The organism is Eubacterium sp. AF15-50, assembly GCF_934835595.1.
Classification (GTDB): domain Bacteria; phylum Bacillota; class Clostridia; order Lachnospirales; family Lachnospiraceae; genus Eubacterium_G; species Eubacterium_G segne.
Genome location: NZ_CAKVZL010000036.1, coordinates 1 through 20,044, shown reverse-complemented (window position 1 = coordinate 20,044; position 20,044 = coordinate 1). Strand labels below are relative to the sequence as shown.

The following is a 20,044-nucleotide window of genomic DNA, read 5'->3' as shown; positions in this document are numbered from 1 at the left end:
CAGACAGGGTAAATGGCTTGCAGCTATATGTGCAGCACCAAGTATTTATGGACAACTTGGTTTGTTAAAGGATGTAAATGCAACAAGCTATCCGGGTTTTGAAGATAAGATGGATTGTAAAAATTATGGTGGCAGAGTTGTAACAGACAAGAATTTTGTTACGGGAAAAGGACTTGGAGTGGCATTGGAAATGGGACTTGAACTAATAAGCGTGTTGGTGGATGAGGAGACAGCAGGACAGGTGGCAGCTGCAATACAGTTTGACAGATAAAATAAGCATAAAAGGTCAATTCAGCCAAGCCTGAATCACCTAAGCTCGAATACGCTTTGCTTCTTCTCGCTTCGTTGATTCAGCAAATATAAAATAAACAAAAAGCAAAATTGGCTGCAAGCAGCCTTTTGCCTTTTGTTTATTTTATGCTTGGCTGAATTGTTCAAAAAAACTTAGTGACATAGGGGGATTTTCGTGATATAATATTTTTCTGTGTCAGGGGATATTATGCCCTTATGTTATGTTAAAAAATAAATTTTAAGAATGGATAATTATGGGTGGAGCTCACACCCGGTTAAATCTCAAGGAGGAAGAATAATGAGTTTACAGGTAGAAAAGTTAGAGAATAACACAGCAAAACTTACAATCGAGGTAGAGGCTTCAAAATTTGATAAAGCTATTCAGAAAGCTTATCAGAAAAATAAGAATAAATTTAACATTCCGGGATTTAGAAAAGGAAAAGTACCATATGCTATGGTTGAAAAGATGTATGGTGCAGCAGTATTTTACGAGGATGCAGCTAATGAACTTATTTCAGGAGCTTATGCACAGGCAGCAGAAGAATCAGGATTAGAAATTGTTGCACGTCCGGAAATTAACGTTACTCAGATTGAAAAAGGCAAGCCTTTCATATTTGAAGCAGAAGTTACAACAAAGCCGGAAGTTAAGCTTGGTAAGTACAAAGGAATCAAGGTTGAAAAGGCTGATGTTACAGTAACAGATGAAGAAGTAGCAGAAGAGCTTGATAAGGTTAAAGAGCAGAATGCAAGACTTGTAGCAGCAGATGATAAGGCTGTTGAAGACGGAGACCAGACAACAATCGACTTTGAAGGATTTGTTGATGGAGTTGCATTTGAAGGTGGTAAGGGAGAAGATTATCCTTTAACAATTGGCTCACATTCATTTATTGACACATTTGAAGAACAGCTTATTGGAAAGAAAGTTGGAGAAGAAGTTGAAGTTAATGTTACATTCCCTGAAAACTATCAGGCAAAAGAACTTGCAGGAAAGCCTGCTATGTTTAAGGTAACAATTAAGGAAATCAAAGTTAAGGAATATCCTGAATTAGATGATGATTTCGCTCAGGATGTTTCAGAATTTGATACCTTAGATGAATACAAGGAAGATATTAAGAAGAATCTTACAGAAAAGAAAGAAAAAGAAGCTGAAGCTGAAAAGGAAAGCAAGGTTATTGAAGCTATAGTAAATGATGCAGAAATGGATATACCTGAAAAGATGGTTGAAGCACAGGCTGAACAGATGCTTGAAGAATTTGCACAGAATATTGCTATGCAGGGAATTTCATTTGAACAGTATTTACAGTTTACAGGTGCAACAGTTGACCAGATGAAGGAACAGGTTAAGCCACAGGCACAGGCAAGAGTTGAATCAAGCCTTGTTTTAGAAGCAGTTGTTAAGGCTGAAAACATTGAAGCTACAGAAGAAGAAGTTGAAGAAGAAATCAAGGAAATGGCCGGAAGATACAACATGGAAGCTGACAAGCTTAAAGGTTTATTAACAGATAGCGACAAGGAAAATCTTAAGAAAGATATTTGTGCAAGAAAAGCAGCTAAATTTGTTGTAGATGAGGCTAAATAATTTAATTATTAAGCAGGAGGTATAGCAATGGCATTAGTACCTTATGTCATAGAGCAGAATTCCAGAGGTGAACGCTCGTATGATATTTATTCAAGATTATTAAAGGATAGAATTATCTTTTTAGGAGAGGAAATAAATGATGCAGTGGCTTCTACAGTTGTTGCACAGTTATTATTCTTAGAGTCAGAGGATCCGGGCAAGGATATTCATATGTATATCAACAGTCCGGGAGGTTCTGTTACAGCAGGAATGGCAATATATGATACAATGAATTACGTTAAGTGTGATGTATCAACTACATGCATTGGCATGGCGGCAAGTATGGGTGCGTTCCTTTTATCCAGCGGAGCTAAGGGAAAGAGATATGCCCTTCCAAATGCTGAAATTATGATTCATCAGCCATTAGGCGGAGCACAGGGTCAGGCTACAGAGATTCAGATAGCAGCAGAGCATATTTTGAAGACTAAAAAGAAATTAAACGAAATTCTTGCAGCTAATTCAGGAAAGCCGGTTGAAGTTGTTGAAAAAGATACAGACAGAGATAATTGGTTAAGCGCTGATGAAGCAAAAGAGTACGGTTTGATTGACAATGTAATCAAAGAAAGATAAAGATAAGAATAAGGCACCGCAATTGTGGTGCCTTAACTTGGATTTTATGTCAAAACAGTGAGGTAAACATGGCAAATAAAAAAATTATTGATGAGAAATTATATTGTTCATTTTGCGGTAAGCCGGAGAGTCAGACAAGAAGACTTATTGCCGGACCGGAAGGTGTGTATATTTGTGATGAATGCGTTGAAATATGTGCAGGAATCGTGGAAGAAATGTACCATGAAGAGGAATCCGGTGCTACACAGGAGATAAATCTTTTAAAACCAAAGGAAATTAAAGAATTTTTGGATCAGTATGTTATAGGTCAGGATGAGGCAAAAAAGGTTTTGGCAGTTTCAGTATATAATCACTACAAACGTGTTTTATCAGACAAGGAATTAGATGTTGAATTGCAGAAATCCAATATTCTTTTGTTAGGACCTACAGGTTCTGGAAAGACATATTTAGCTCAGACATTAGCAAAGATATTAAATGTTCCATTTGCCATTGCAGATGCTACAACTCTTACAGAGGCAGGATATGTTGGTGAAGATGTTGAAAATATTTTGCTTAAATTAATTCAGGCAGCTGATTATGATATTGAAAAGGCTGAGCATGGAATTATATATATTGATGAAATAGATAAAATTACAAAAAAATCAGAAAATGTTTCTGTCACAAGAGATGTTTCAGGTGAAGGTGTACAGCAGGCATTACTTAAAATATTAGAGGGAACAGATGCCAGCGTGCCACCACAGGGTGGAAGAAAGCATCCTCAGCAGGAACTTATACCTATTAATACTACAAATATTTTATTTATTTGTGGTGGAGCTTTTGACGGATTAGATAAGATTATAGAAAAGAGATTAGATAAAAGTGCAATTGGATTTAATTCACCGGTTCGTGAAAAAAATGACCACAAGACAGATGAATTATTCAAGCAGGTTATGCCGGAAGATTTAACTAAATTTGGAATTATTCCGGAATTTATAGGACGAGTTCCTGTTACGGTTTCATTGGATTTCTTAGATGAAAAGGCATTAGAGAGAATACTTACAGAGCCAAAGAATGCATTGGTAAAGCAGTATAAGAAATTATTTGAATTAGATGGAGTTAAGCTTACATTTACAGATGAGGCAATACATGCCATAGCTAAGCTTGCAGTGGAAAGAAAGACAGGAGCAAGAGGACTTAGAGCCATTATGGAAGATGCGGTAATGGATATAATGTATGAAACACCATCTGATGACACCATTGAAGAATGTATAGTCAACGAGGATGTTGTAAATGGATTAGCAGATGCAGAAATAAAGTACGCACCTTCAGGAACTAAACCTAAAACAAAGAAAAAAAGCGGAAAAACCGCATAGGTATCAAGGAGAAAATATGTCAGAAAATACTTTTAAAATACCGGTTATACCTCTTAGGGGGCTTACCATATTGCCGGGAACGACAGTTCATTTTGACATTAGTAGAAAATCATCAATTGCTGCCGCAAATGCTGCTATGATGCAGGGACAGCGATTGTTTGTTACAGCACAGAAAGACCCGGTGGAATCAACACCGGGTTTTGATGGAATATACAAAATAGGTACTGTTGTATTAATAAAGCAACTTAATAAATTGCCGGATGGAATTACAAGTGTAATGGTAGAGGCAAAGAATAAAGCTGAAATTCTCACATTATATGAAGATGGGAAATATTTTGAGGGAGATATAAAGGAAATTCCACAGGAAGAAAATCTTTTATCTGAAAACGAGGAAGAGGCCTTTGTAAGAGAATTAAAAGAAACCATAAGAAAATATGATGCAACAAACCATGGGCTGACGGAACAGGGAATAAGAAATGTTATGAGAATAAATAATCTGTCAACTCTTATGGAACAGTTACTTTTAAGAATAAAAGTAGATTTTAGAGTAAAGCAGGAATATTTGGAAAAAAATGACTTAGTGTCTAAATTTGAGACAGTTATGTCATTTTTAAGAAAAGAAAACGAAATCGGACAAATAAGAGCTGATATAATTGAGAAGGTTAAAGAGAGACTTGACAAAAGTCAGCGTGAACATATTTTAAGAGAACAGATTCAGGTTATAAAAGAAGAATTAGGGGAAGATTTCTCGGCAGATGCAGATGAATTGCAGGAAAAAATAGAGAAGCTTAACGCATCTGATGAAGTGAAGGAAAAGTTAATGAAGGAACTTTCAAGGTACAGAATGTTTGGTGGAAATGCACCGGAAGCTAATGTAATAAGAACATACATTGACACAATGCTGGATATGCCTTGGAATAATCAGACAGTGGAAAACCCTGATTTGACTAATGCACAGGAAATCTTAGACAGAGATCATTACGGACTTAAAAAAGTAAAAGAAAGAGTTCTGGAGTTTTTGGCAGTGAGAAATTTAACGGAAGCTAAAGGCACAAGTCCCATTATTTGTCTTATAGGACCTCCGGGAACAGGAAAAACATCTATAGCTCACTCAATTGCAGAAGCTTTAAACAAAAAATATGTTAGAATAAGCTTAGGTGGCGTGGACGACGAATCGGAAATCAGAGGACACAGAAAAACATATGTGGGAGCAATGCCGGGAAGAATAGCAAAGGGACTTAAAATGGCAGGCAGTGCTAATCCATTAATGCTGTTTGACGAAATAGACAAAATGGGAAGAGGTTATCACGGAGATCCGGCTTCAGCCCTTCTTGAGGTTATGGATTCAGAACAAAATTCATCCTTTATGGATAATTATTTGGAAGTTCCCCTTGATTTGTCAAAGGTATTATTTATTGCCACGGCAAATGATATAAATACCATACCGGAGCCTTTAATTGACAGAATGGAAATGATTGAAGTTGAAGGTTATACTGAAAACGAGAAGTTCCACATTGCAAAAGAACATCTGATTAAGAAGGCATATGAGAAAAATGGAATAAAAAGATCAAATCTTTCCATAACAGATGAGGCAATAAACAGTATTATAAGATTTTACACAAGGGAAGCCGGTGTAAGACAGCTACAAAGGGAACTGGAAGAAATATGCAGAAAAGCAGCAAGAGATATAGTTCAAAATAATAAAAAGCATTTAAAGGTTACATCAAAAAATATTGAAAAATATCTTGGAAGAAAGAAATTCGATGAAGATTTGGCAAATGAGTCAGATGATATAGGAATAGTAAGAGGTCTTGCCTGGACGGCTGTAGGTGGAACTACCCTTCAGATAGAGGTAAATACAATGCCGGGAAAGGGAGAACTTAAGCTTACGGGACAGCTTGGTGATGTTATGAAGGAGTCTGCTGTAATTGCACTGAGCTATGTTAGAAGTATTGCAGCGGATTATGGTGTGGATAAGGAATTCTTTAGTGAGAATGATATACATATTCACGTTCCGGAAGGGGCAGTGCCAAAGGATGGACCATCAGCCGGAATTACCATGGCAACGGCTATTTTGTCAGCTGTGTCAGGTATTAAGGTAAAATGTAAGGTGGCAATGACAGGAGAAATTAATCTTCGTGGAAATGTTATGCCAATAGGAGGATTAAAAGAGAAACTTTTGGCTGCTAAAAATGCAGGTATTAAGAAGGTTTTAGTACCTAAAAAGAATGAACCTATGGTAAAGGAGATTTCAGAGGAAATAACTTCAGGTCTGAAAATTGTATACGTAAGTCATATGAGTGAAGTTATTAAAGAGGCTCTGAGCAGGTAAATATATGGTTATAAAAAATGTTAGTTTAGAGACGGTATGTGGAATTACAAGTCCTCTGCCACAAAATAATATGCCGGAGATTGCCTTTGCAGGTAAGTCAAATGTAGGAAAATCATCACTGATAAACAGTCTTGTAAACAGGAAGGCATTAGCAAGAACATCATCCCAGCCGGGAAAAACACAGACAATTAATTTCTATAATGTTAATGAGGAAATGTATTTTGTGGATTTACCGGGGTACGGGTATGCCAGTGTGTCAAAGGAAGTAAAGGAAAAATGGGGTGTAATGATAGAAAACTATCTTCATACTTCGGATATGTTAAAAGCAGTTTTTCTTTTAATAGATATAAGACACGAGCCGTCAGCTAATGACATAAATATGTACCAGTGGATATTAGCCAATGGATATGAACCAATAATAATTGCAACAAAGCTTGACAAAATAAAGAGAAGCCAGATACAAAAGCATGTTAAAATGATAAGGACAGGCTTAAACGTAGTAGGTGGAACAAAGATACTACCATTTTCGGCTCAGACAAAGCAGGGAAAAGATGAAATTCTTGATTTGATTGAAGAAATAACAAGGAGTTAGAAATGGCATTAGAACCGGAAACTTTATATAAATTAATTATAATGCATATGCTTAATAAGGTGGATTTCCCACTGACTAATACCCAGATTGCCCAGTTCTTTCTGGAGAATGAGTACACAACTTATTTTTCCGTTCAGCGTTCCATTAATGAGTTAATAGAAAACGGATTTGTGTTTTTAAATGTTAATAGAAATACATCTTATTATCATTTAACTTCCGAGGGAAGGGAAAGTCTTAAGTTTTTTGAGAATAAAATTCCCAACCAGATAGTTGATGATGTGGATATGTTCCTTATTGAGAATAAATATGAATTAAGAAATGAGGCAGGAACCGTTTCGGATTATTACAGGGCTGCAAATGGAGATTATATTGTACATTGTCAGGTAAAAGAAGGAGACAGTACATTAATTGAACTTAATATTGCAACTCCTGATAAGGATATTGCCTCAAAAATGTGTGCAAATTGGCAGGACAAGGACACCAGCCAGAAAATATATCAATATGTATTAGATAATCTGACGTAATAATTTCACATAAAGGTAAAGTCAGTTTAACAGCAAAATAAACAAGAGATGGAGGAAAATATGTCGCATATAGATCAGAGTAAAATAAGAAATTTTTGCATTATTGCTCATATTGATCACGGAAAATCTACTTTGGCAGACCGTATAATAGAGATGACAGGGCTTCTTACAAACAGGGAAATGCAGGCTCAGGTTCTTGATAATATGGACTTAGAAAGAGAACGTGGAATAACAATAAAATCTCAGGCAGTTCGTACTGTTTATAAGGCTAAAGACGGTGAGGAATATATTTTTAATCTTATTGATACACCGGGTCATGTGGATTTTAATTACGAGGTATCACGAAGCTTAGCAGCCTGTGATGGTGCAGTATTGGTAGTTGATGCGGCACAGGGTGTGGAAGCACAGACTCTGGCAAATGTTTATCTTGCATTAGACCATGACCTAGAGGTTTTTCCGGTAATAAACAAAATTGACCTTCCATCAGCTGACCCGGATAGGGTAAAGGCGGAAATAGAGGATGTTATAGGACTTGATGCAGAGGATGCACCACTTATTTCAGCCAAAACAGGACTTAACTGTGGTGAGGTTTTAGAGGCAATTGTTAAGAATATTCCGGCACCGGAGGGAAATCCGGAGGCTCCCCTTAAAGCACTTATTTTTGACAGCTTATATGATTCATACAAGGGAGTTATTGTATTTTGCCGAATAAAAGAGGGTACCGTAAAGCCGGGAATGAATATAAAAATGATGGCAACAGGAGCTAAAGCAAATGTTGTGGAAGTGGGATATTTTGGAGCAGGTCAGTTTATAGCCTGTGATGAATTATCAGCAGGAATGGTTGGATATATTACGGCAAGTATAAAAAATGTCCGTGATACCAAGGTTGGTGATACCGTAACTGATGCAGACAGACCATGTGATGAGCCACTTCCGGGATATAAGGAAGTTAATTCAATGGTTTACTGTGGTGTATATCCGGCAGATGGAGCCAAATATCCTGATTTAAGAGATGCTTTGGAAAAACTTCAGCTAAATGATGCATCCCTTAAATACGAACCGGAAACATCAATAGCCTTAGGATTTGGTTTCAGATGTGGATTCTTAGGACTTCTTCATCTTGAAATTGTTCAGGAGAGACTAGAGAGGGAATACGGACTTGATTTGGTAACTACGGCACCGTCAGTTATTTATAAGGTATACAAGGAAAATGGGGAGTTAATAGAACTTACCAACCCAACTAATTTGCCGGATCCAAGTGAAATAGAACATATGGAGGAACCTATTGTAAGTGCCGAAATAATGGTAACTACAGAGTTTATAGGCTCTATTATGGAATTGTGTCAGCAAAGACGTGGACGATATATAGGAATGGAGTATGTGGAAGGTTCAAGAGCACTTCTTAAATATGATATTCCGTTAAATGAAATAATATATGATTTCTTTGATGCATTAAAATCCCGCTCAAGAGGGTATGCCTCATTCGATTATGAATTAAAAGGATATGAAACAGCTAAGTTAGTTAAGCTTGACATTCTTATAAATAAGGAAGAGGTGGATGCACTATCCTTTATAGTTCCGGAGGCTTCAGCATATGAGCGTGGCAGAAAAATGTGCGAGAAACTGAAGAATGAAATTCCAAGACAGCTTTTTGAAGTACCGATTCAGGCAGCAGTAGGAAGTAAAGTTATTGCAAGAGAAACAGTTAAGGCAATGAGAAAAGACGTGCTTGCTAAATGTTATGGTGGCGATATTTCAAGAAAGAAAAAGCTGTTAGAAAAGCAGAAGGAAGGAAAGAAACGTATGCGCCAGGTTGGAAATGTGGAAATACCACAGTCAGCATTTATGGCGGTTTTGAAATTAGATGATGAGTAATGAACTATAAGAAGATAATATCATACTGCATAGTTTTATTGTTTGCAGTAGCTATATCTGCTAATGTAAACACAGTAACTTATGCCAAAAGCATTAAAGACGAAACACCAAAGAATGTTGTAGTTAAAAGGTATACTACAACAGCATTAAAAATTAAATGGAGTAAGGTAAAAAAAGCCGATGGTTATAGGATATACAGATATAGCAGTAAAAAGAAAAAATATGTCAGTATAAAGACGATTTTTAATAATGAAAAGACCTGTTGGATTGACAAAAAATTAAAAGTCCATAAAGTGTATAAATACAAAGTGTCATCTTTTAAAGTACACAAAGGGAAGAAAAAGTTTAGTAAAAAATCCTACCGGGTGTCAGGGAGAACCTATAGAATTAATGACCGATTAGTAAATGCCGGAGAAGTATTTATTTTGGAAAATAGTCCTATTAGTATAGGACTATGTAGCGAAAATGAGTATCAGGTATTCATTAATCCTGACAGAAAGGTTAAAAATAAAAAGGCAAAACCGTTTTCTAAAGAAGTTATATGGAGTAGCAGTGATATTTCTCTAGTGAAGGTAAATAAGATGGGGAAAATTACTTCCTTTGATAAAGAAGGAACGTGCTATGTTTATTTAAGGGCACACAATGGGGTGCAAAAAAGGATTAAAGTTAAAGTAGTTAATTTTGCAAATCCAAAGAGTTTTTCGGGTTATGAGGGAAACGATTCTTATGTAAACGAGTTATTGCTCAATTATAAAAAGGAAGTATGCAATATTGCAACTTATTTCACGGTACATACAAAGCAGGGTGTAAACGGATGTATAAAAAGTGATGACGATGGAAATATTGTAGGAATCCCGGATATGGAGAACATTTCAGCAATTCAAAATGATATCAACAAATTGTTGACACAGTTTCCCCTTGTAATAAAAATATATTATAATGGGGAAGGAGCAGTAAAATTTAAACTGTGCTTTAATGCAGCAGGAACTTCATATAGAGATATCATTTATGATAAAAATAATGAATATGAGGAGTCGCCACAGCAGATTGCACCCCATTGGGTATTACGAAGGTCACCGGGGCGCTAAATCAGTTTATTACAAGAAAATCAAAATGGTCTCTTATACAGAAAGGCAATTATAATTATGGATAAATTAGAAATATATGTTCATATACCCTTTTGTGCTAAGAAGTGCGATTATTGTGACTTTTTATCTATGAGAGGGGATTCGGTAACTAAAAGAGAGTATGTTTCTGCATTAATTAATGAAATTAAATTAAGTAAGGATAGAATGGAAGGGTACCTTGTCGATACAATATTTATCGGTGGAGGTACTCCTTCCATATTAGAAGGAAAATATATTGGAGAAATAATGGATGCCATAAGACAAAACTGTGTGGTGGATGAGAATGCAGAAATTACCATTGAATGTAACCCGGGAACTCTTGATAAGTATAAATTGAAATACTATAAGGATTTAGGGATAAACAGAATAAGTATAGGTTTGCAGTCAGCTAATGATGATGAACTTATGGCAATTGGAAGAATACACAATTTTGATAAGTTTTTGGAAAGTTATAAGTTAGCCAGAGAGGCAGGATTTTCTAATATAAATGTAGATATAATGAGTGCACTTCCGGGACAAAGCATTGAAAGCTATAGAGAGACTCTTAAAAAAGTGACAGACTTAAATCCTGAACATATTTCTGCTTACAGTCTTATTGTGGAGGAGGAAACCCCGCTTTATGACAGGGTGGAGGCAGCAGAGAATGCAGGATATAGCATATTACCTGATGAGGATACGGAGCGGGAAATGTACTATGAAACCGGAAAATTCCTAAAGGATTCAGGTTATATGAGATATGAAATATCTAACTACAGCAAGGTGGGATATGAATGCAGGCATAATATAGGATATTGGAAACGAAAGGATTATCTGGGATTTGGATTAGGGGCGGCATCGTTATATAAAAATACCAGATATAGCAACATCGCAGATTTAAGTCAGTACATTTCTGTTATGTCAGGTGGCAATTTGGAGGAGAATGAAAATTTCTGGGGAGAGACTATTTATCAGGATGATATATGGGATATTCAGGAAGACCCTCTTACTGTGATTCAGGGAAAAATCCAGAAACTTAGCAATAAAGATATGATGGAAGAATTTATGTTTTTGGGACTGAGAATGATGGAGGGAATATCTGTGGATGAATTTGAAGAAAAATTTGGAAGAAAATTTGAGACAGTTTATGGTAATGTGGCAGATAAGTTAATAAGTCAGGGATTATTAAAGAAAAATGATAATAGGATAATGCTTACAGACAGGGGAATAGATGTAAGTAATTATGCAATGTCTGAATTTTTACTGTAGGAGGCTCTATGAACAAAATACTGGTAGTTGAAGATGATGAAAGTATTGCAAAAATGATAGAAGTTACGCTGGATATGGGAAATTATTCCTGCGATAAAGTGTATGACGGAATAGCTGCAAAGGAAAAAATAGAAAATAATAAGTATTCCCTTATTCTTTTAGATGTCATGCTTCCGGGAATAGACGGCTTCTCCTTAATGAAGTATATAAAACCCTTAAAAATTCCAACTATATTTATAACTGCAAAACAGGATGTAGTGGACAGGGTTCACGGACTTAAGTTAGGGGCGGAGGATTACATACTAAAACCTTTTGAGGCAATGGAACTTTTAGCCAGAGTGGAAGTGGTTTTAAGAAGATATCATAATGAAGAGGATGTAATTGAATACCACGATATTAAGGCAGATATTACTAAACATCAGGTAACCTGTAATGATGAAATTATTAATCTTACTCCAAAAGAGTTTGATATTTTAGTGTTTTTCTTAAAGCATAAGGATATTGTTATAAGGAAAGAGCGGTTAATGGCAGAAATATGGGGATATGATTTTGTGGGAGAAACAAGAACAGTGGATACCCATGTGCAGCAGGTAAGAAAGAAAATGAAATTAAAAGAAAAATTAGTTACTATTCCAAAGGTAGGATACTGCCTGTACAGTTAAATCAATAGGAGTGGCATATGAAGATATGGCAGAGAATATTTATAGTGACAATGTTCATTGTTACGGTTTTTACACTGGCAATGGGACTTTTACTAATTGGAAACCAGTATAAATATCAGATAGATGCAGAAATAAATAATTCCAAAAAGTTCCACGAAAATGTTATGGCATCAGTAAATGTTGAAGTGCAACGACAGATGCAGGAAAAAACCAAATCGATTTTAAGTGACCACGAATTTTTAGAGGCATATAAAGCCGCCTATGAAAGATTTGAGGATTTAGGTTATGGGTTGAAATTAAGTATGGACGGGGAAAACATAATGAATAACTATGACTTCTCAGATGACATAGTTAATAAGAATATGATTAAACAGGAAAGATATGCAGGATATGAAATAGTACACAAAAGTGATTATTATTTTCTTATAATGGAATCTGAAAACAGTATTTATGGCAGAAAAATAAAATGCGACACGGAGTATGATATTACACATATTTACGAGGCTTATTTTGCTCAAAGGGACAGGCTGAAGGTACTTACCATAGTATTTTCCCTGCTTTCGGGAATTATTCTTTTAGTAACTATCAGATTTTTACTTAGACCTGTAAAAAAACTTCAATGGGGAATACATAGTATATCTGACGGAGATTATGGAAGACAGCTTGAGGTAAAGGGGAATAATGAAATTACAGAGCTTACAAAAGATGTTAATCAGATGTCCGAAAAAATAGCAGATGATAACAGGGCAAAGGAAGAAATGATAGAAAGCAGGCAGGTATTTATTGACAACATGGCTCATGAAATGAAAACTCCTCTGACTGCAATTTTAGGATTTTCGGATATACTGACTATTAAGCAGAATCTTACGGAAGAACAGATAAAGGAATATTCAGGGTATATTTATAAAGAGGCATTAAGGTTAAAAACAATGTCAGGGAAGCTAATGGAATTAGCACAAATAGAAGAAAAAAACGTGAAGGGTGAATGTGTTGATATAGGCAATATTCTGGATGAAGTAATATTATCGGAACAAATTGTTTTGGAAAAAAGTAATATAAAGATAAATAAAAAGATTGTAAACAAAAATGTTATGGTTGATAAGGATTTAATTAAATCTGTTTTTTATAACATTTTAGATAATGGCGCTAAGGCTACCACGCAAAATGGTGAAATGGATGTAAGTATGTCTGTGGAAAATAATAAGGTTGTAATAAAGATTCAGGATTATGGCATAGGGATTCCGAAGGAAGATGTAAAGAAGGTTATGGAACCGTTTTATATGGTAGACAAATCACGAACACGAAAAAGTGGTGGGGCAGGTTTAGGTCTTGCACTGTGTAAAAAGATTATTGAATTAAGTAATGGTGAAATAGAAATATCCAGTGACATAGGTAAGGGCTGCCTTGTTACAGTAACACTTCCTGTTTATGATTTAGATTGATGAGGTTAAATATATGAAAAAGAATATATCGAATATAGTTACAATCTTAGCAGCACTGATAATAGTGGTAGCAGGTATTGAAGCTATAAATATATATGCATCCCATGAAGAAAAAACAAGAATTAACAAGGTTGGAAGCACATTTTTACAGTTAGATAACGACATCAGCTTAGAGCGTAAGGTTTTTAACAGTGAATGCATTATAACCGGTAGCTATAAAGAAGTTAAGAATTTTAATAAGTTCAGTGCCATAACAGATGAGATTATAAAGGAATATGCTATGGATACCGGGACTGAAAAAACAGGTTATACCAATGGTGACAGCTACATTATTAAGTTAAAGGATAATTCTCAGGAAATTAATGTTTTTATCAATGAAAAAAACAGGGCAATAGAGTTTCAAAAAAGTATGGTGGAAATCAATAATGCAGGTAAAAGGGAAGAGGGATTTGTAAAAGTACAGGACGACAGAGACAGCACCGGCTCAGAGCTTTATTCTCTGATAAATGCAATACTTAAGGGATGTATAAAAGAAAATATGGTATCACCTAAATTGGATACCATAAAGAAAATAATGGGTGACTTCAATGGGGAAGAAATTTTCTGGCATGGTGATAAATTTTATATTCCTTTTAGAAATAATGAAAAGTATATTGTGATAATGTATGATTATAAAAATAAGGAATATTGTGGTGGAAAGTTAGTTTTAGGAGAATAAGAGAAGGCTCTAAATTTTGCAAAAATTTTGCATTTTTTTAGAGCTTTTTTTAATGCCGGCATATTACCATATAAGTGTTAAAGAAATCGCATAATTGATTTTATAAGGAGGAATTATGAGAAAAGGTAAGAGAATGCTTATATTGGCAATGGCAGGAATTATAGGAATGTCATTACTAGGCGGTTGCTCAGGCAAAAAAGTGGAGGACAGTGAACGGGATAACACTAATGAAATTCAGATTACGACAGGACTGGATAAAAATGTAAAGGGAGAAGTTTCCGTAATGGTATGGTCCGGTGACGGTGAATATTATGAGGACATCGGAAATCCTAAAAGCACTGCAGGTAAGAAGCTTTCAGACCCTACAAAAATTGTGGCACAAAATGTAGCCCAGCTTTATGCAGTGGCAAAGAAATTTAATGAGGTTTATCCGGAAATAAAAATTAATGTGTGGTCAAAAATTGGTGATCCGGATCAGTATAACACTCAGTCATGGGAGCAGGAAATGGAAAACTTTCAGGCAAAGTATGGAAAATATCCGGATGTATGGGCATCAACAGACGTAACCGGGGATATAAAGAAGGGGCTGGTTGCAGATTTGTCAGTTTATAAGGATGACGAAACATATAAAAAATACAATGAAAGTCTTATGAAAAGCATTAATTATGATGGATTTCAGGGAGGTCTCCCGTCATATACAATTCCGGGAGGAATTTGGGTCAATAAGGCGTTGGCACAGGATAATAATATAAATGTTCCAAAGCCTGACTGGAATATTGACCAGTTTACAAGATTTATTTCTAAGGCAGATTGTAAGGAGTTCTGGGGATCAAAGGGAACACCTATAGAAGTTTTGGAGCTTGGAACAGATAATATAAATAAGAAGATTTTAGAAGAAAATAAGGTTGAGTTAAATAGTGAACAGGTAAAGTCACTTCTTAAATATCTGCCTAAATGGGCTGAAAAGTCTATAGATGTGGCAGCCGGTTCAGGAAAAATAACAAAAGATATAGTTAAGGAAAATGGTGGATACAGCTGGACGTATTTTACAAACAACAGAACATTAATAAATTTTGAAGACCCATGGTATTTAACATCAGGTGCTGATGAGGATGCAAAGGATAGCCCTTCATATATTAAATCAGCAGATTGGGACATATATCCATATCCTTCTACGGATTATTGTGAAAATACAATTAAAATAATTATGGATCCTATATGTGTACACAATTATGCACTGGATGATAAAAATAAGGAATGGAGTAAAGAGGAAGAGTTAAAGCGTGATATATCCTATACCTTTGCTTCTTTCTGGACAGCTTCTACAGATGCAAGAAAGGCAATTTATGACCAAAAGTGGAGTGATAACGGTCAAATAAAATCGGCAGCAGGAGATTCTTTCCCTGTTGTAACAGGAACAGATTATGATGAACAAATGAAAATGTGGAATGATTTGCCTGCACATAAATCCTATAAAGATAAAGATGGATTTAATGAGGTGTTAAAAATATGGAATGAAGGACGATACTGGGATGTAATTGATAAATGCTGGACGTCAACAGTAACTGAAAAGGGAGATACGGTAAAGACCATGGAAGAGTGGTTAAGATGTGGTGATCAGCAGGTTGCCGGTGCATGGTTTACTGAAAAGAACTGGGCAGACAGTGTAAAATCAAGATTATCTGACTGGGACAGCAAAATAAATGGAAAAATTGTTACAGCAGATAAACAGTTAAAAGATGCATTTAAGAAATTGTATGGAAAATAAAAATAGAAAAGCACAAGATTAACGAAAATAGGCTGTCGCATTAGCGGCAGCCTATTTTGGCATAAAAACTAACAGCAAGACTATTAACAGTCCGACTGATACTTCATTTACTTAAAAACTCTGACAGAGATCTGTTTAAGTACGCTTTTTCCCATTAGCTTAGTAGTTTATCCACAGCATCCTGTAATTCAGGATGCTGTCTGTATTTTTCAATTAATTCCCGCTCATGATTGGTAATATGAAACTGCTTTTTATCACTATAACCGAAGGTGCCTAAAATATCATCAATGTTGTATATTTCACAAAGAACTAAAAGAGTGTCGGCATCAGGTTGAGCCTGTCCGCTTTCCCATCCGTAAATTGTTTTGGTAGCTACTGTTAAAGACCTTTCATTTAACAGCTCAGCCACTTCATTAACTGTCAGTTTGTTATTTTTTCTATATTTTTTTAGCACCTTTGCTATCATTTCATTTTTCATTTAAAACATTCCTTTCAAAATAGAAATTATAGATGTTATGCTTTGGACACTTACATCATATTATAAATTTTATCTTATCCTACCCCAAAATATGCGTCAACAAATTCTTACTAATTGAGAAAAGTTAGAATTGAAATTCTTTACAAATAAGAATATAATGCTATATAAGTAAAAAAGTCTTAGAAGTTAAGAAATGGGGTACAACATTGAGCGTTTCAGAAAAAGTTTCAAAATACATAGAATCTAATAATTTGTCCTTTCTTCAAATTTCGAAAGATACCGGAATAGACGAGAGAAAACTGCGGGGAGAGATTAAACCTTTAGAGGCAGGAGAGTTTTTGGAATTGTGCTTTTATTTAAATGTCAAACCGGAAGAGTTTATGGAGTAAGGTAGGAAAGAACAGTGCTTAGATACAAATGCAAAAAGGATAACATTATTACAAAAAACAGTATCTGTCCGGTGTGTGGCGGCAGAAGTAAGTTAGAGAGCTCAGATATATATTGGTGTCACAACTGTAAGGTGCCATTATATGAAAAGGTGTGCAAATGCTGCAATACGCAGGGAGAGAGAATAACTACGGATATCCGCCCGGTTTTCCCACAGGAGAGGCTTTTGCTGGAATTAATATGGAATAAGGCTCCCGGAACCTACGAAAAGTCATCAGTTTGGAATTGCTCGGGGAATTACTATTACATTGATGGAAAGCGTATAAGATTTTCCGTTAAGGATTTAAAAAATATAGATGCTGATTTGGTTAGAAAGAGATACTTTCAGGAAGAAAAAAATATTAACCGGCAATATTTTGATGAGTACATAGACAGATTTGTTAAGGCAAATAGTGACAGATATGAATTTATAGTTAAGGAAGCTACGGATTATATAAGGGGGTCTGTAAAAGGTTATACGGTAATGGATATGTTTGTGTCTTTTTCGGGAGGAAAAGACTCTACAGTTACGTCGGATTTAGTTATAAGGGCTCTTAGCGAACCGAAAATCTTGCATATATTTGGGGATACGACTTTAGAATTCCCGGAGACCATTAAATATGTTGAGAGATTTAAAAAAGAACATCCTAAAACTCCGGTTTTGTCATCTAGAAATAAGGACAAGGATTTTGAGGAACTTTGTCAGTTAGTTGGGCCGCCAAGTCGTGTTATGCGTTGGTGTTGCACAGTGTTTAAGACAGGTGCCATTCAAAGAAAAATAAAATCCCTGTTTAAGAATAAAAATAAAATCATTACTTTTTATGGAATAAGAAGAAGCGAGTCAAAAAGCAGAAGCAAGTATGAGAGGGAAACGGAAGGCTCGAAAATAACAAAGCAGATTACCATATCTCCCATTATTGACTGGATGGATTTTGATGTATGGTTATACATTTTAACCACAAAAATTGATTTTAACAATGCATACAGGCTGGGCTATGCCAGGGTAGGATGCTGGTGCTGCCCGAATAATAGCGGATGGTCAGAATTTTTATCTAAAATTCATATGAAGGAGCAGTCTGATAAGTTTAGGAAGATGCTTATTGATTTCGCTATAAAGATAGGAAAGCCTGATGCCGAAGTGTATGTGGATGACGGAAAATGGAAGGCAAGGCAAGGGGGAAACGGCGTAGAATATGCAGGAAAAACAGCAGTTTCTTTTGAACCCTGTGCATTAGAGGAAAATGCCTTTAATTACCAGCTGCTTCGCCCTATAACGGAGGAATTATATGAATTGTTTAAACCTTTTGGATATATAAATTTTGATTTGGGAAATAAAAGGTTAGGTGAGGTTTACGTTACAAGGAAAAATGCCATGCCGGTATTAAAACTTCAGGGACGAATAGGCAGTAATACATTAAAGGTAACTATTGTTGATTATCACATTGATGGTGCAAAAAGCGTAAAAACTGCAGAAGAAAAGGTAAAATGCCAGATTACAAAATATCAGATGTGTATGGGTTGCCGTGCCTGTGAAAGCATATGCAAGTATAATGCAATTGTTATTAAGGAAGGAAAAGAAGGCATTAGTTACAGAATTTTAGACGATAAATGTAAGAGATGCATGGAGTGCGTCAACCATTATACAGGGGGATGCTACATGAGAAAGGTACTTGCAACTAAGAAGGATAAATAGATTAGGAGGCAGATTGTGATAAAACTGAAAGGCCACGAGACATTTGCCATTCGTGAGGGATGGCTTAGTAAAGGCTTAATAGAAGTGGATAAAAACGAAAAGGTATTTTCTAAGAATTTTGGAGCAGACACTCTGGGAGTGGGAAGTAATATGGCAAAGGCTATCAGATATTGGCTAAAAGCAGGAGATTTTACTAAGGAAACAGGAAAAAGTCAGGTTTCGCTTACTGAAATTGGAAAAATAATACTGAAAAATGACAGATATTTTGAGGATATATTCCCTTTGGAAATTTTCCATGTAAATCTTGTTCATAACAGGGAAAATGCAACCTCATGGTATTTAACTTTCAATAAGATAAATGCAGAGGAATTTGATAAGGATGAATTGTTTGTATTGCTGGAAAATGAAATTCATAAAATGGGGGTGGAGGATTTTTCCGTACGTTCCCTTCAGGATGATGTAAATGTATTACTTAATATGTACACAAGGGAAAAAACACAGGATTACGACCCGGAGGAAAAGCGTATTTCACCTTTTTCTAAAATCGGTTTAATAAAGAAAAATGGAAAGAAATATATAAAAACGGCACCGGATTATACGGTTCTAAGCCCTATGGCGGTTTTGTATGCCCTAAAAAAATATATGGATTATAAAAATACTTTATCCTTAAGAATTGATGAGGCTGTAAACGAACCTTTGTCACCGGGAAAAGTTTTTAATTTAAAGCGGATTAAAATGAATGAATACTTAGATAAGTTAGAGGAAGAGGGCTATATCACCTTAAACAGAACAGCGGGGCTTGATATGATATACATGGAAAATAACATTACATTAGAGCAGATAATGGAGAAATATTATGCATAAATTAACGGACATGATACATATTGACAAAAGATTTCAAACTTCAATTAATCTTGAACTGGATTTAAATAATCCGGAAAAAATAGCAAGTTATATTCCAACGGTGTCTTCCGTGGATGTTTTAAATGAATATGCAGGACATATTGTTGAAAACAGAAACAAGGCAAACATTCTTATTGGCCCATATGGTAAGGGAAAATCTCATTTGCTTTTGGTTTTTATGGCATTAATTAGTGGAAATAAAGAAGTTTTTGAAAAAGTTATTGGGAAAATTAAGGCAAACAAATTAAATAAAACTTCCAATATTGAACTTTTAAAGGGAAAAAAGTTTTTGCCGGTTATTATTTCAGGCACATATGAGGATTTAAACCGCGGTTTTATTGAAGGATTAAGGGAGGCTTTAAAAAGAGAGGGATTAAATGACATTGTCCCGGAAACATATTATACAAAGGCATATGAGTGTATCAGGG

General features: G+C 35.4%; 17 protein-coding genes and 1 pseudogene. 17 read left to right on the top strand and 1 reads right to left on the bottom strand.

What is annotated here, in order from left to right; genetic code table 11:
• From Q5O73_RS05775 to Q5O73_RS05710, 14 genes are all read left to right on the top strand, one after another.
• On the top strand, positions 1-271 hold a 271-nt coding region (locus Q5O73_RS05775; protein ID WP_302669235.1), incomplete at its 5' end, for a DJ-1/PfpI family protein.
• Positions 272-589: 318 nt separating this feature from the next.
• Entirely contained in the window at positions 590-1,870 is a 1,281-nt protein-coding gene (gene tig, locus Q5O73_RS05770; protein WP_021951943.1) for a trigger factor, read from the top strand.
• Positions 1,871-1,897: 27 nt separating this feature from the next.
• Positions 1,898-2,479 carry an ATP-dependent Clp endopeptidase proteolytic subunit ClpP gene (gene clpP / locus Q5O73_RS05765; RefSeq protein WP_021951944.1) on the top strand — a complete coding sequence of 194 codons (582 nt, stop codon included), beginning with the start codon at positions 1,898-1,900 and terminating at the stop codon, positions 2,477-2,479.
• A 68-nt stretch (positions 2,480-2,547) separates the two neighbouring features.
• On the top strand, positions 2,548-3,831 hold the full coding sequence (gene clpX, locus Q5O73_RS05760; protein ID WP_021951945.1) for an ATP-dependent Clp protease ATP-binding subunit ClpX: 1,284 nt from the start codon (positions 2,548-2,550) through the stop codon (positions 3,829-3,831).
• A 16-nt stretch (positions 3,832-3,847) separates the two neighbouring features.
• A complete protein-coding gene (gene lon / locus Q5O73_RS05755; protein ID WP_302669234.1) occupies positions 3,848-6,163 on the top strand; it encodes an endopeptidase La in 2,316 nt (771 codons plus the stop codon).
• Positions 6,164-6,167: 4 nt separating this feature from the next.
• On the top strand, positions 6,168-6,755 hold the full coding sequence (gene yihA / locus Q5O73_RS05750) for a ribosome biogenesis GTP-binding protein YihA/YsxC (protein WP_021951947.1): 588 nt from the start codon (positions 6,168-6,170) through the stop codon (positions 6,753-6,755).
• A 2-nt stretch (positions 6,756-6,757) separates the two neighbouring features.
• Positions 6,758-7,279, top strand: coding sequence for a DUF4364 family protein (locus tag Q5O73_RS05745; protein ID WP_021951948.1), 522 nt, complete (start codon positions 6,758-6,760; stop codon positions 7,277-7,279).
• Between the two features lie 60 nt (positions 7,280-7,339).
• Entirely contained in the window at positions 7,340-9,154 is a 1,815-nt protein-coding gene (gene lepA / locus Q5O73_RS05740; RefSeq protein ID WP_302624100.1) for a translation elongation factor 4, read from the top strand.
• A complete protein-coding gene (locus Q5O73_RS05735) occupies positions 9,154-10,242 on the top strand; it encodes a hypothetical protein (RefSeq protein WP_302669233.1) in 1,089 nt (362 codons plus the stop codon). The genes lepA and Q5O73_RS05735 overlap by 1 nt, the downstream gene beginning before the upstream one ends.
• A 57-nt stretch (positions 10,243-10,299) precedes the next feature.
• Complete coding sequence (gene hemW, locus Q5O73_RS05730) at positions 10,300-11,526, top strand: radical SAM family heme chaperone HemW (protein ID WP_021951950.1); 1,227 nt, start codon at positions 10,300-10,302, stop codon at positions 11,524-11,526.
• Positions 11,527-11,534: 8 nt separating this feature from the next.
• Positions 11,535-12,188 carry a response regulator transcription factor gene (locus Q5O73_RS05725; RefSeq protein WP_021951951.1) on the top strand — a complete coding sequence of 218 codons (654 nt, stop codon included), beginning with the start codon at positions 11,535-11,537 and terminating at the stop codon, positions 12,186-12,188.
• A gap of 17 nt (positions 12,189-12,205) precedes the next feature.
• Positions 12,206-13,630: a HAMP domain-containing sensor histidine kinase gene (locus Q5O73_RS05720; protein WP_021951952.1), complete on the top strand. Its 1,425-nt coding sequence runs from the start codon at positions 12,206-12,208 to the stop codon at positions 13,628-13,630.
• A gap of 13 nt (positions 13,631-13,643) precedes the next feature.
• On the top strand, positions 13,644-14,348 hold the full coding sequence (locus tag Q5O73_RS05715) for a hypothetical protein (RefSeq protein WP_302669232.1): 705 nt from the start codon (positions 13,644-13,646) through the stop codon (positions 14,346-14,348).
• A 115-nt stretch (positions 14,349-14,463) separates the two neighbouring features.
• A complete protein-coding gene (locus tag Q5O73_RS05710) occupies positions 14,464-16,116 on the top strand; it encodes an ABC transporter substrate-binding protein (RefSeq protein WP_302669231.1) in 1,653 nt (550 codons plus the stop codon).
• Positions 16,117-16,270: 154 nt separating this feature from the next.
• On the opposite strand, the gene Q5O73_RS05705 is transcribed toward Q5O73_RS05710, so the two are convergent.
• Positions 16,271-16,594: a helix-turn-helix domain-containing protein gene (locus tag Q5O73_RS05705; protein ID WP_021951955.1), complete on the bottom strand. Its 324-nt coding sequence runs from the start codon at positions 16,592-16,594 to the stop codon at positions 16,271-16,273.
• Between the two features lie 403 nt (positions 16,595-16,997).
• Here Q5O73_RS05705 and Q5O73_RS05700 point away from each other — a divergent pair, with 403 nt between their 5' ends.
• The 3 genes and pseudogenes from Q5O73_RS05700 to Q5O73_RS05690 form a co-directional block, all read left to right on the top strand.
• Positions 16,998-18,713 carry a phosphoadenosine phosphosulfate reductase family protein gene (locus Q5O73_RS05700; protein WP_118589753.1) on the top strand — a complete coding sequence of 572 codons (1,716 nt, stop codon included), beginning with the start codon at positions 16,998-17,000 and terminating at the stop codon, positions 18,711-18,713.
• 15 nt (positions 18,714-18,728) lie between these two features.
• A complete protein-coding gene (locus Q5O73_RS05695) occupies positions 18,729-19,577 on the top strand; it encodes a DUF4007 family protein (protein WP_158576816.1) in 849 nt (282 codons plus the stop codon).
• A pseudogene (locus tag Q5O73_RS05690) lies at positions 19,570-20,044 on the top strand (hypothetical protein); the annotation flags it as partial. The gene Q5O73_RS05695 and the pseudogene Q5O73_RS05690, both read left to right, overlap by 8 nt.